The following is a 12,079-nucleotide window of genomic DNA, read 5'->3' on the forward strand; positions in this document are numbered from 1 at the left end:
GGCCTTCCCTGTAAACAGTCGATGGGCGCGGGAGAGGGGCTCGGTCAGAGTTCGATGCCGGTCGTACCGCCGACACGGCTCTGGGCCCGCTCGGCCATCTCCGTGTCTCCGTCGATGTAGGCCTGTACGGCTTCGCTGCATCCGACGGTCGCCCTGACGGTCTTCGACGTCATCTGCTGGCTCAGGTTGCTGATCTGGTCGAAGAGCTCGCTGACCGCCGTATTGACGACCCCGCTCCCGGACGCGCTCATGGCGTCGGACAGCGAGGTGAGGCCGTTGTTCGTCGAGCCGGTGAGCCCGTCTCCGCTTCCGTCTCCCATGACCGCGCCGACTTTGCCAAGGACGGTGCTGACCCCGACGGGATCGATGTCCCAGCCGCTCATTGCGTTACCTCCGTGTCAGGGGTGACGTCTCCGCCGTCCGGCCTCGATCGCGGCCGTCCGAACCGGTGCGCACGGAAGTCGGCCGGAGGCTGCGCAGGCTCCGTCCGACCGGTTTCGGCCAACCCCGCTTGGTACCGGGCCACACTCGCGTCGAGCTGCGCGAGAGAGGTCATCATCTCGCTTATGGCGTCATTCATGCTGGTCAGGACCTGTTCTGGAACGCGAGAGACAATCGGCTGCTCTGGAGGTTGAGGCTGATGCTCCTCATCTGGAAGCTCGTCGGCTTCCCGCGGAGCGGGTGATGTTGCTTCACGGTGCGCTTCGCCCTCCCCGACCAGCTCAAACTTCATCCCGAGTGCCCCCACTGTGTCCCTGATGCGGCCTGTGCCCCCGTCTGCCACGCGTCCCGCATTATGCCTATGCTTGACCACGAAAGGTGAGGGCTCCCCTACGGGATGCGGGATGCCCGAAACGTGCGCGACTCGGGGCCGTGGGTTCGTCCTCGGTGTGGATCGACCCGATGAGCTGCGATGACGTGAGGAGCGACCGAACACATGTCACGTTGGGACGTCGGCGACCAGACCCTGACGACCTTGGCCAGCCGTACCTCCACCTCGACCGACGAGCTGAGCGGGCTCATCCAGCAGCTGATCTCCGCCGCCGAACCGCTGGCCGGGAAGTTCAACGGTGCGGGCAAGGCCGCCTTCGACTCCTTCAAGGCGCGCTCCGAGCAGATCACCGCCGACCTCAATGCCGGCCTCGGCTCCATCAACGAAGGCCAGCGCGGCATGGACGGCGCCTTCCGCACGGGTGCCCAGGGCATGGCCGACGACGCCAACCGGAACATGTCCACCGCCAACTTCGACGCCGCGAAGTTCAAGTAGGCGTCCGAGCAGGCACCAGGACCACCAGGTCACCGCGCCGACGGACACGACACCTCACCGGCGGACTCGACGGCCCCGCCCCCTCCACCGCCATCCCGACCTCGCCTAGGAGCACCACGCCATGAGCGGCAATGGACGCAACAGCTACGACATGGGCGCCTCCCAAGAGGCGCAGGGCAACATCCACACCGTGATGGCCCGCCTGGAGCAGATCATCGGCGACCGCGACACCGACGTCTCCAGCGCCATGGCCGACTTCGAGGCCACCGGCGTCTCCGACGAGTACAGCGCCAAAGAGCTCAAGTGGCACAACGCCGCCAACGAGGTCCGCGACATCATCCGGCTCGTCCGCACGACGCTGGAGGAGAACGACGGCACCGCCCAGACCGCGCTCGGCCGCGCATCCTCGGCCGTGCAGTCCATCTGAGTCGCCGCCCGCCCAAGGTGACCAGGGCCCCCGGGCCACCGAGCCTTAAGGGCGGATCGCTCCTTGTCGCGGCCTTCCGCTACGGTGCGGGAGGCCGCAGCGGCGTCTCCACCCCCGCATCACCCCGTGAGCGCCGCATGCGCCTCCGCCCCGCCCGACGCGACGAACAGAAGGACCCCTCCCCGTGGCGCGCGATTACGACAGCCAACTCCTGGAGTCCATCGCGGTCCGCCGCAAACGGCTCCGGGAGGCCGTCGTCTTCGGCCCCCAGCGCAGCAGGCGCCGCCTCGACGAGCACATCACCAAGCTCATCACCGGCCTGGTCCTCACCGCCGTCGGGTGCGCCGGTTCGGTCGGCTGGTCCTACCTGCAGAGCCAGCTCCAGTCCCAGGAGGAGGAACAGGCCCGCGAAGCGGCCGGTCCCCCCGCCGTCGGTTCGGCCCCCTTCCCCGCCGACTGGGTCGGCAGCGAGGTCACCTTCGACATGCTCCGCACCGAGCTGGACGCCTCCGACATCCCGCCCGCCATGTACGTGCTCCCCGGCGACTCGCGCCCCGACCCGGGCGAGGTGGACTCCTACTTCCTCCTGACCGCCGAGGAGGAGGGCTACATCTCCGCCGGGATCGTCGAGTACGAGCAGGGCCGCACGGGCGTGGAGTTCCAGTCCGAGGACGAGGCCGCGCGCTGGCTGTTCCAAGAGCTGGTGATCCAGGACTCCGCGCCCCGGACGCTCTCGGCGCAGGAGCGGCAGGAGGCCCAGGAACTCGGCGACTCCCTCGTCTCCACCGCGGAGGAGGGCCTGTCCGGCGGAGGCGAGTCGACCAAGGTGACCCTGGAGCGCGGCCAGCTCGTCGACGCGTTCGGCCACGAGAGCGGGTCGCTCGTGTTCCCCGACGGCCTGCCCTTCGAGGAGCGCGGGCTCCCCGACTTCGTCCGGGCCGACGGCTCCCCCGACACCTACCACCGCTACCGTGTCACCTACCCCTTCCAGGTCTCGGCGTCGCACTCGCCCCGCTCGGAGGACGGCCCCGGCGGCGGGCTGCGCTTCCGGATCGACCCCGGCGGCTTCTCCGAGCCCCCCGAGCTGCCGAGCATCCGCTGGCTCCTCCGCAACGGCTACTTGGAGCGCGTCGAGGCCGAGGAGGTCCCCGCGTGACGGCGCGCCGCGACCGCCGGGCGGCAACGCCGTGACCACCGCCGACGAGAACTGTGGAGAAGGACCGCGATGACCACGTGGAGCCGCGTGACGCTCGTGGGCGAGCGCCGCAGGGTCGACGCCGTCCTGCCGGCCGACGAGCCCATCGGCGCGCTCATGCCCGACGTCCTGCGCATGCTCGGCGACGCCCCCGACGGTCCCGCCCTGCCCCGGCACCTGAGCACGGTCGGCGGCGACCTCCTGGACGGCGGGGCCTCCCTGGCCGAGCGGGGCATCTCCGACGGCGCGGTCCTGCGCCTCATCCGCGCCGACGACCCGGTGCCCGCGCCCATCGTCCACGAGGTCCCCGAGGCGGTGGGCCGCGCCCTCGAAGCCCACCCCTCGTACTGGTCCCCGGCGGCCGCCCGCTGGACGGCGACGGCGGCGGTCGTGGTGCTGTTCGCCGGTGCGGGCCTGATCATGCGCGCGTCCCTGCCGACGGTCGCGGCGACCTCCGTGCTCGCCGTCCTGGCGGGCCTGCTCGTGGGCTCCGGCGCCGTCCTGGGCTCCGCCTCGAAGCCGTCGCTCGGCACGGCCCTGACGCTCAGCGGCGGCGTGTTCACGACCCTCGCCGCCTGGAACGCCGTCGCCCAGTACGGCCTGCCCGAGTGGGCGTGGTGGGCGCTCCCGGCGGTCGTCGCGTCGCTGATCCTGCTGATCCTGGGCCTGACCTCGGGCCTGGGGCGCGGGGGCATCGTCGGCGGCGCGGTCGCCCTCGCCCTGTCCGCGCTGTGGATCGGCTGCCTCGCCTTCGGCCTGGACTTCGCCGAGGCGTCGGCCATCGGCGCCGTCGCGAGCGTCGTGGCGGTGAGCGTGCTGCTCCGGGCCGCCCTCGCCTTCTCGGGTCTGACCGTGCTCGACGACCGCCGCAGCGGCGGCGAGGAGGTCGCGCGCGAGGACGTGCGCACCGCCCTCGTCGACACGCACCGCAGCATGGTGGTGGCCGTCGCCGCCGTCGGCGTGGCCGCCGCGGTGGCCGGCTACGGCCTGGCGAGCGGCCCGTCCCCGTGGACGCTGGTGCTCTCCGCCCTGCTCGCGATCGTGCTGGCCAGCCGGTCCCGCATGTTCCCCCTGGTGACGGAGAAGGCCCCGCTGCTGGCGGCGGGCACGGCCGCCGCGGTGGCGCTCGCCGCCGCCCTGACCGAGGCGGTGCCCTGGGCGCCGCTGCCGGGGGTGGCGCTGATCGCCGTCGCCCTCGTCGTCCCGGTGGCGGTGCTGGCGGCCGACCCCGCCGAGCACACCCGCGCCATGCTGCGCCGCAACGCGGGCCGCCTGGAGGCGGTGGCGGTGGTGGTGTGCATCCCGGTCGCGATCGGCGCGCTCGGCACCTATGAACGCCTGTTGTCGACCTTCTGACCCGAACAGCCCGGACAGAGTCCGGCCGGAGCCGATCGGAGGAGCGCCGTGAACACCCGCACCGAGACGCCGAGCGGGGCCGGAGCCCGTCCTGGGCGCCACGGCGACCCGTTCCTGCGCCGGATCGGCCGCGGGCTCGCGCTCCCCTTCCTGCCGTCCGACCACGCGGCGGCCCACCTCGCGACGGGCGAGACCCTGCAGCGGGCGATCACCACCGGACGCCGGATCGTGGTCACCCGACCGCGCGCCGGTGCGGACGAGGCCACGGTGACGGCGCTGCTCGCGTCGGTCTTCGCGCACTACCGGCACGACCGGGTGCTCACCCTCGACATCACGCCCGGCTCGAACTCGCTGGCGCGGAGGCTGGGGGTCACCCCGTCGTCGTCACTGGGCGAGGTCGCGCGCAGGCGCGTCTCCGCTTCGTCGTTCGAGGAGCTGACACCGCACCTGGCGCATGTGCGGGACCGGTTGTGGATGCTCCCCGCGGTGCACAGCGGCCCCGACGCCACGGCCCTGGACGCCGACGCCTTCCAGGAGACCCTGCTGCCGATCACCCGCTACTTCGGGGTAACGCTGATCGACCGCGGGGCCGACGTGTTCGACGGCTTCAACCGTGCGGCCCAGGCGAGCGCCCACGCCCATGTGCTCGTCGCTCCGGCGACGGCGGAGGGCGCCGCGGACATCGGCCGCGGATTCGATTGGATGACCACCCAGGGGGACGCGTCTCTGCCGGAGAGGATCGTCGTGGTGCTGGTGGAGCAGTCCCCTGACGAAGATCCCCGTTTCGACCACGAAGGCGCGGCGGAGGTGTTGCGCAAGAGCGGTGCGGAGGTCGTGCGCATCGGCTACGACAGGCACCTCGCCTATACGGACGGCCTGCAGCCGCGGCGTCTCGCCGCGTCCACCCATGCGGCCGCGACCACGATCGCGCTCGAAGCACTGAAGAGGGCCGTGCGATGACGGACACTCCCCCGCCGCGAGACCCCCGACAGGGGTGGAACCGGTCCCAGGCACAGAATCACCAGGCCCCGCCGCCACAGGCGGCGCCTCGGCCAGAACCGGAGCCGCTCTGGAGGTCGAGGCCGAAGCCCCCTCAGGAACGGCCGACGCCGCCGGAAAGCGCTCCCCCGTCTGGAGGCCGCGGGCAGCCCGCAGGGCCCCCGCGCAACGGCGCTCCTCCGCAGACCGGTCCGCCCTCGCCGTCGGCCCGGCAACAGCGGCCCCCGCAAAGGCCATCCGCCCCACAGGCCGGACCGCCCGACCCGCCGGGGCCGCCGCGACCGTCAGGGCCGCCGGGGCCGCGCCCGCCTGCGCGTCCCACGGTCGTGGCGGGATCGGATGCCGCGCGCTCGTTCCTGGAAGGGCCGAGCGCGCCCCCGGCCGATGGTGAGCAGGCGGACCGCAAGAAGGAGAAGCGGAAGAAGAGGAGCGCGAAAGGCGCGAGGCGGGAGTCCGCCCCGAAGCCCGACAAGGCGAAGGCGCAGCGGGAGCGGGACGCGAAGAAGGAGGCGAGGAGAGAGGCGAAGCGGGAGGCCAAGCCCTCTGAAGCAGAACCGCCTGCCCCGGCGGCGTCCGTCCCTCCTCCGACGCGTGGTCCGGCTGGAGTGGCAGGCGGCTATGAGGAGCAGTTGATGGCTCTCGCCGAACTCCCTTCATCACGCGTGGGGCGAGGGGCCGTCAGGTTGTTCCGCGTGGTCGCGAAGAGGCGCTCGCGCGGCGGTTGAATCCGTGGGTGCCATCACGCGGCGGACGGCCTTGCCGGTTGTGGCCATTGCGCCCGGCCCGGTCCATGACCTGGAGGACGTCACGCTCGGCGATGGTTGTTCTGCGCGTATCGGGCGCAACGCATGTAGGTTCGTTCGTCGGCCGCAAGCACGCGAGTGACCGAGGAACCATCATGAATCCCCATCCCCCTGGCACGCCCGCTCCTGGTGGAGACGCGAACGGCGGAGGTGCCCAGTGGCAGCACGGGTCACAGCAACAGCCGCCCCGCCAGCAGCCTCCCCAGATGGCCCCGCCGTCTATGGCGCCTCCACAGGGCGTCCCGCAGGATCAGTCCGGTGCCGCGCATGGGCAGCCGTATCCGGGCGGCATGCACGGGCAGCAGCCTCATCCTGGGCAGCCTTACCCCGCGCCGCCGCACAACGGGGCCTATCCGCCCTACTACGGGTCGCCGTACGACGCTTCTTCCCAGCCGCCTGTTCCCGGGCGGCTAAAGGCGGCACGGGTCGTCATCTTCATCCTCGCCAGCCTCACCTCGGTCGGTGCCCTGGCATTCGGCCTGCTCTTCTCCTTCGAGTCCAGCGGCCCGAGTACGGCGCAGGGGGACTCCTGGGCCGGGATGTTCCTCATGCTCGCCGTGGTACTCGCCGCCTGGGCCGTGTGGCAGTTCGTGCTCGGCGCCAAGGCCACCACGCGTCGGCCGTGGGTCATGTGGGCGATCGTCGTGACCTACGGCCTGTCCGCCGCATCAGGCGTGCTGAACTTCTTCTTGAGCATCGGGACGGGCGAAGCGACCGGCGGGCAGTTGGTCGGAGCCGCACTGGCCGTCTCGATCGCCGTCGCGACCTGGTCCCACCGCGACTACTACACGGGGCGGTTCTGACGCACCGGCCCCGTCGCCCCCGAATGCCGCTGCGCTAGCCGCGCTACACCGCCTCCGGGTTGAGCGCTTGGAACAGGACGTGGTCCTGCCATTCGCCTGCGATCTTCAAGTACTGCGGGGCCACCCCGTACGGCGTGAATCCGTTGTTCTTCAGCACGCGCTGGGACGGCGTGTTGCGCAGCAGCGTCTCAGCCTGGAGGCGGTGCAGGTCCAGTGCCCCGAAGGCGTACTCCTTCATCTCGGCCACCGCCCTGGTCGCCAGTCCCCTGCCGTTGTGGCTCTTCGACACCCAGTAACCGATCGACGCCGACTGGAACGCCCCGCGTGTGATCCCGTTGAGGTTGATCCTGCCGACCGCCGAGCCGTCGTCCCCGAGGATCGCGAACGGGGCCGCCGTCCCCGCCCCGTACCCCTTCAGCGCCTCTTCGATCTGCGCGCGCTGCCCCTCGGGGGTGAAGTAGCGGTCATCGCGGAGCGCGTCCCACGGCGCCAAGAACGCGCGGCTCTCGGTGAGGTGCTCGGCCAGCGCGGCGGCGTCCCCGGGTTCGAGGAGCCGCGTCACTCGTCTCTGAGGGGGCGTCGGGTTCGGGCCGGAGGTCATCGGACTCATGGGGGCCGATCCTCTCTCAGAGGCCGGTCCGGTGCGCACGCAGGGCCTGGACGAGCGGGGCCAGCTCAGGGTTCTTCTCGGCCTCGGCCAAGACCTCTTCCAGGGCCGCCTCATTGGTCGGCCGCGCCTGCCCGAGGAGCTCCCGCCCCTCGTCGGTGATGGCCGTGTAGATGCCGCGCCGGTCGTCCGGGCAGATGACCCGCTGCAGCAACCCTCGGTCCTCAAGGCGGTTGACCAGGCGCGTGGTCGCGCTCTGGCTCAGCACGACCGCGTTCGACACTTCGTTCATCCGCATCTTCGCCCCGCCGCGCTCGCTGATCGTCGCGAGGACCGAGAACTCGCGCACGCTCAGTCCGTGCCCCGCCTGGAGCGCCTTCTCCACGTGCGACTCGATGGTGCCGTGCAGGAGCGACAGCGCGCACCACCCCTGGGCCAGGGCCGTCCCGCCGACGTTCAGGGCCGCCCCCACGGCTTCGCTCCCCATCGCCTGCCTCCCGCGCGTTCGGTGACCGCCCCCCAGGATAGCCCCGTCGGCAACTGACGGCTCAGGCCGATGGTGCGCGCACTCATTTAGTCCGCGCTTGCAAGTAATCCGCGCGTGCATCTAATGTCGTCGGGTGCCCCCTACGGCACACCGCCCGCCCGCGCATCCGCACCGGAAGGACCCCGACCATGCCGCTCGCCCTCTGGGCGCTCGCCATCGGCGCCTTCGGAATCGGCACCACCGAGTTCATCGTCACCGGGCTCCTCCCCGGCGTCGCCGAGGACTTCGGGGTGCCCGTCTCCACCGCCGGCCACATGGCCACCGTCTACGCCACCGGGGTCTTCCTCGGCGCGCCCCTCACCACCGCCCTGGGCACCCGTATCGGCCGCAAGCCGATGCTCGCCGCACTGATGGCTCTGTTCGTGGCGGGCAACCTGATCTCCGCGCTCGCGCCCGCCTTCGGCCTGCTCCTGGCCGGCCGCGTGGTCGCCTCGCTCACCCACGGCGCCTTCTTCGGCATCGGCGCCGTCGTCGCCGCCGACCTGGTCGCCCCGCACCGCCGGGCCGCCGCGATCGCGTTCATGTTCACCGGCCTGACCGTGGCCAACGTGGTGGGCGTCCCCGCGGGCACCCTGCTGGGCCAGTCCGTCGGCTGGCGTGCCGCCTTCGGCGCCATCGCCCTGCTGGGCGTGGTCGGCCTCGCCGGGGTCCTGGCCCTGGTCCCGCGCACGCCCAAGCCGGTGGGCCCCCGCCTGATGCCCGAGGTCGCGGCGCTGCGCAGTCCCCAGGTGCTGCTCGCCATGGCGATGACGGTGCTCGGCTTCGGCGGCGTCTTCGTGTCGATCACCTACATCGCGCCCATGCTCACCGAGGTCGCCGGGTTCGCCCCCGCCGCCGTCACCTGGGTCCTGGTCGCCTTCGGCGTCGGGATGGTGGCCGGCAACACGGTCGGCGGCCGCTTCGCCGACAAGGCCCTGATGCCGCTGCTGTACACCTCCCTGACGGCGCTGAGCCTCACCCTCCTCGGGTTCACGTGGGGCGCGCACAGCATGGCGGCCTCGGTCGTGTTCGTCTTCCTGATCGGCGCCTTCGGCTTCGCGACCGTGCCGCCGCTGCAGAAGCGCGTGATGGACAAGGCCTCGGGCGCGCCGACGCTGGCCTCGGCCATCAACATCGGCTTCTTCAACCTCGGCAACGCCATCGGCGCCCTGCTCGGCGGCTTCGTGATCGACCTCGGGCTCGGCTACACCTCGCCGAACTGGGCGGGCGCCCTGCTCCCCGCCGGAGCACTGGTCCTGGCGGCCCTCTCGGCCCGGATGGACCGGAGGGAGGCGCGGGGAGCGGGCGCACCGGCGGACGCCCGGGGGCGGCCCGAGGAGGACGCCCAGGTCACGGCCGCGGCGCGGGGTACCTCTTCGGGAGTTTGAACCCGCGCTCGGCCATGACCGACCGCAGCCGGTCCGGGTAGTCGGTGATCAGCCCGTCCACGCCGTCGTCGATCAGCTTGTGCATGGTGGCCTCGTCGTCCACCGTCCACGGGATCACCTCGATCCCGCGCCGGTGGGCCCGGTCGACCATCTCCCCGGTCACGTAGGGCTCGTAGTCCGGGTCGTCCACCGTCCCGTCCTGCGGGAACCCGTGCACCGGGGAGAAGGCGTCCGCGCCGAACGAGTCGACGGCGGCGATCGGGTCGCCCCCGAAGTCGTCGATGTCGATCCCGCCCAGCCACGGCGAGGCCCCCGGCTCACCGGTCTCCAGGAAGTCGCGGTTGGTGAGCGCGACCAGCGGCAGCCGCGGCTCGACCTCGTGCATCCGCATCAGCGCGCCCCAGTCGAAGCTCTGAACCGTCACCTGCCGGAGCATCCGGGCCGACCGCACCTCGGAGGCGACCACCTGGACGAACTCCTCCCTGGGCGCGGTCTCCTCCGGGGCGCCCGCCTCGACCTTGGTCTCGACGTTCAGGGCCACCTTGTAGGCCTTGTACCGGTGGACGAGGTCGAACACCTCGCTCAGCAGCGGCATCGGCTCCCCCGGCGCGGCGCGCTGCTCCGGGAACCGCGGAAGGGTCTGCGAGCCGCAGTCCAGGGTCCGCACCTGCTCCAGGGTCAGGTCCTTGATGTACCGCCCGACGTAGGGGTACTGCGGGTCCCCGGGCCGCGCGGGCCCGGTGTCCTGGCACTTGTCCCCGCTGATCTGCCGGTCGTGCGTGACGACGGCCTCACCGTCCTTGGTGATCTGCACGTCCAGTTCCAGCGTGCTCACACCGATCCGCAGGGCGTTCTCGAAGGCGGGCAGGGTGCTCTCCACGACGAGCCCCAGCCCGCCGCGGTGCGCCTGCAGGTCGAAGTGGCGGTGGGAGGCGGGTGGGCCGGGCGCCGCCTGGGCGGCGCCGGGGGCGGAGAGGACCGCTGCTGATGCGATGGCCGTGGCGGCCGTGAGGAGGCGTGCGTACATGGGGCACATGGTCGGCGCGGTGCGCGACCGGCGCATGGGCCTCTGGTGAAGCGGGACTGAAGTCCCGGCGACCGGCCGCGGAGGGAGACGAGGACGGCGAAGGGGGTGGCAGCGAGCCGAGGCGGGCGTCGGGCGCTGACCGGTTGCGGACCCGGGGCCGGTGGGGCGCCCAGGGCGTCGGCGGTCACCGATAGATTCGAACCGGTCACTCACACGTGACCATCCCACCCTTTGCATCCCCCACCGCGATTCCAGAAGGGACGACAGGTGCAGCCCCCATCCTCACCTCCGCCCGGCGGCGGCTACGAGCCGCTCCGCCCCGACGGCACCCAGGCTCCCCCGCCCCCGCCCGGGTACGGGCCGCCGCCGCAGCCGGGGTACGGCCCCCCACAGCCCGGCTACGGCCCTCCGCCGCAGCAGCCCCCGCCTCCGCCGCCCGGGTACGGGCTTCCTCCCGGCGCGCAGTACCCGGGTGCCGGGTACGGCGCCGGTTACGCCTATGGCGCGCCGAACGGCCTCCCGTTGAAGAAGCGCCCCGGAACGGTGACGACGATCCAGGTGTTCATCTTCATCAGCGCGGCCTTCAGCCTCCTCATCGGGCTGGCCATGACGGGCATCGGCGTCGGGAGCCTCCTCTCGGGGGACTTCGCCGATGAGATGGACATGGAGGGCTCGGCACCCGCGTTCGTCGCCGGCTTCGGCGTGGTGGTCCTGGCCATGGGGGCCTTCTGGACCTGGATGGGCTTCAGGGCCGGCCACCCCGGCAAGTGGGTCATGTGGACCGTCGTCGTCCTCAACGCGATCGGGGCGTTCTTCAGCCTGATCTCCATCAACCCGATCGCGCTCGGGCTGGAGATCATGCTCATCTGCTTCGCCGTCAGCGGCACCGGCAGGCAGTTCTACGAAGGCCGATGGGCCCCCTACTACCAGGCGTAGCCACCACGACCGCCGCTGACGAAGGGACGACAGGTGCAGCCCCCATCCTCGCCTCCCCCTCCGCCCGGGGGCGGCTACGAGCCGCTCCGCCCCGACGGATCCCAGGCGCCGACGCCGCAGCCCGGGTACGCACCGCACCAGCGGCCGGGGTTCGCCCCACCCCCGGCTCCGGCCCTGCCTCCCGGGTACGGGCTCCCGCCGGGCGCCCAGTACGCCCCTGGGTACGCGCCGCAGGGCGCGCCCTATGGCGCCTACAGCGTTCCCCCGAAGAAGCGCCCCGGCGCGGTCACGGCGATCCAGATCATCATGTACGTCCTGGCCGCCATCCCGCTGGTGTTCGGGCTCATCCTGACCGGCCTCGGGCTCGGGGTGTTCTTCTCCTACGACTTCGCCGAGTCGATGGACATGGAGAACGATCGAGCGGTCATGCTGATCTTCGGCGCGGTGATCCTGGCGGTCGGCCTCTTCCACCTCTGGCTGGGTATCAGGGCCGGAAGGCCCGGCAAGGTGTTCATGTGGACCCTCGTGGTCGTGTCCTGCATTCCGATCCCCTTCAACCTGATCCTCATGAACCCGGCCGGGCTCGGGGCATCGATCGCCGTCATCGCGCTCGCCGTGAGCGGCAACGGCAGGCTGTTCTACGAAGGCCGATGGGCCCCCTACTACCAGTTGTAGAGGGCCCTTGCCGGGCGCCTAGGGCGTGTTTCTTGGATCTTGAGTCTCGGGTCTGTGGCTCACAACCCCG

The 12,079-nt window shown here is 71.8% G+C and carries 13 protein-coding genes; 9 read left to right on the forward strand and 4 right to left on the reverse strand.

What is annotated here, in order from left to right:
• Positions 1-44 precede the first annotated feature (44 nt).
• Positions 45-383, reverse strand: a complete 339-nt coding sequence (locus tag O4U47_RS15390) for a DUF6507 family protein (protein ID WP_270678550.1) — start codon at positions 381-383, stop codon at positions 45-47.
• Positions 384-937: 554 nt separating this feature from the next.
• Between O4U47_RS15390 and O4U47_RS15395 the strand changes: the two genes are divergently transcribed.
• The 6 genes from O4U47_RS15395 (at position 938) to O4U47_RS15420 (ending at position 6,850) form a co-directional block, all read left to right on the forward strand.
• Positions 938-1,267, forward strand: a complete 330-nt coding sequence (locus O4U47_RS15395; protein ID WP_270678551.1) for a WXG100 family type VII secretion target — start codon at positions 938-940, stop codon at positions 1,265-1,267.
• 121 nt (positions 1,268-1,388) lie between these two features.
• Entirely contained in the window at positions 1,389-1,694 is a 306-nt protein-coding gene (locus tag O4U47_RS15400; protein WP_270678552.1) for a pore-forming ESAT-6 family protein, read from the forward strand.
• Positions 1,695-1,878: 184 nt separating this feature from the next.
• Positions 1,879-2,850, forward strand: coding sequence for a TNT domain-containing protein (locus O4U47_RS15405; RefSeq protein ID WP_270678553.1), 972 nt, complete (start codon positions 1,879-1,881; stop codon positions 2,848-2,850).
• Positions 2,851-2,919: 69 nt separating this feature from the next.
• Entirely contained in the window at positions 2,920-4,245 is a 1,326-nt protein-coding gene (locus tag O4U47_RS15410) for an EsaB/YukD family protein (RefSeq protein WP_270678554.1), read from the forward strand.
• Between the two features lie 48 nt (positions 4,246-4,293).
• Positions 4,294-5,205 carry a MinD/ParA family ATP-binding protein gene (locus tag O4U47_RS15415; protein WP_270678555.1) on the forward strand — a complete coding sequence of 304 codons (912 nt, stop codon included), beginning with the start codon at positions 4,294-4,296 and terminating at the stop codon, positions 5,203-5,205.
• A 1,132-nt stretch (positions 5,206-6,337) separates the two neighbouring features.
• Positions 6,338-6,850: a hypothetical protein gene (locus tag O4U47_RS15420; RefSeq protein WP_270678556.1), complete on the forward strand. Its 513-nt coding sequence runs from the start codon at positions 6,338-6,340 to the stop codon at positions 6,848-6,850.
• A gap of 43 nt (positions 6,851-6,893) precedes the next feature.
• On the opposite strand, the gene O4U47_RS15425 is transcribed toward O4U47_RS15420, so the two are convergent.
• Positions 6,894-7,412, reverse strand: a complete 519-nt coding sequence (locus tag O4U47_RS15425) for a GNAT family N-acetyltransferase (RefSeq protein WP_270678563.1) — start codon at positions 7,410-7,412, stop codon at positions 6,894-6,896.
• A 64-nt stretch (positions 7,413-7,476) separates the two neighbouring features.
• On the reverse strand, positions 7,477-7,944 hold the full coding sequence (locus O4U47_RS15430) for a MarR family winged helix-turn-helix transcriptional regulator (protein WP_270678557.1): 468 nt from the start codon (positions 7,942-7,944) through the stop codon (positions 7,477-7,479).
• 188 nt (positions 7,945-8,132) lie between these two features.
• Here O4U47_RS15430 and O4U47_RS15435 point away from each other — a divergent pair, with 188 nt between their 5' ends.
• Positions 8,133-9,371, forward strand: coding sequence for an MFS transporter (locus O4U47_RS15435; RefSeq protein WP_270678558.1), 1,239 nt, complete (start codon positions 8,133-8,135; stop codon positions 9,369-9,371).
• On the opposite strand, the gene O4U47_RS15440 is transcribed toward O4U47_RS15435, so the two are convergent.
• Positions 9,334-10,398, reverse strand: a complete 1,065-nt coding sequence (locus O4U47_RS15440) for a glycerophosphodiester phosphodiesterase family protein (RefSeq protein ID WP_270678559.1) — start codon at positions 10,396-10,398, stop codon at positions 9,334-9,336. The two genes, O4U47_RS15435 and O4U47_RS15440, sit on opposite strands and share 38 nt — an antisense overlap.
• A 267-nt stretch (positions 10,399-10,665) precedes the next feature.
• On the opposite strand from O4U47_RS15440, the gene O4U47_RS15445 reads away from it, so the two are divergent.
• Positions 10,666-11,334, forward strand: a complete 669-nt coding sequence (locus O4U47_RS15445) for a hypothetical protein (RefSeq protein WP_270678560.1) — start codon at positions 10,666-10,668, stop codon at positions 11,332-11,334.
• Between the two features lie 33 nt (positions 11,335-11,367).
• Positions 11,368-12,009: a hypothetical protein gene (locus tag O4U47_RS15450; protein ID WP_270678561.1), complete on the forward strand. Its 642-nt coding sequence runs from the start codon at positions 11,368-11,370 to the stop codon at positions 12,007-12,009.
• Positions 12,010-12,079 lie beyond the last annotated feature (70 nt).

Source organism: Nocardiopsis suaedae (assembly GCF_027706745.1).
GTDB classification, from domain to species: domain Bacteria; phylum Actinomycetota; class Actinomycetes; order Streptosporangiales; family Streptosporangiaceae; genus Nocardiopsis_A; species Nocardiopsis_A suaedae.

Excerpts from the sequence above, each read along its gene's own strand:
- O4U47_RS15430 (WP_270678557.1), bottom strand. The coding sequence starts at position 7,944 with ATGGGGAGCGAAGCCGTGGGGGCGGCCCTGAACGTCGGCGGGACGGCC.
- O4U47_RS15400 (WP_270678552.1), top strand. The coding sequence starts at position 1,389 with ATGAGCGGCAATGGACGCAACAGCTACGACATGGGCGCCTCCCAAGAG.
- O4U47_RS15420 (WP_270678556.1), top strand. The coding sequence starts at position 6,338 with ATGCACGGGCAGCAGCCTCATCCTGGGCAGCCTTACCCCGCGCCGCCG.
- O4U47_RS15435 (WP_270678558.1), top strand. The coding sequence starts at position 8,133 with ATGCCGCTCGCCCTCTGGGCGCTCGCCATCGGCGCCTTCGGAATCGGC.
- O4U47_RS15440 (WP_270678559.1), bottom strand. The coding sequence starts at position 10,398 with ATGTACGCACGCCTCCTCACGGCCGCCACGGCCATCGCATCAGCAGCG.
- O4U47_RS15410 (WP_270678554.1), top strand. The coding sequence starts at position 2,920 with ATGACCACGTGGAGCCGCGTGACGCTCGTGGGCGAGCGCCGCAGGGTC.
- O4U47_RS15395 (WP_270678551.1), top strand. The coding sequence starts at position 938 with ATGTCACGTTGGGACGTCGGCGACCAGACCCTGACGACCTTGGCCAGC.
- O4U47_RS15390 (WP_270678550.1), bottom strand. The coding sequence starts at position 383 with ATGAGCGGCTGGGACATCGATCCCGTCGGGGTCAGCACCGTCCTTGGC.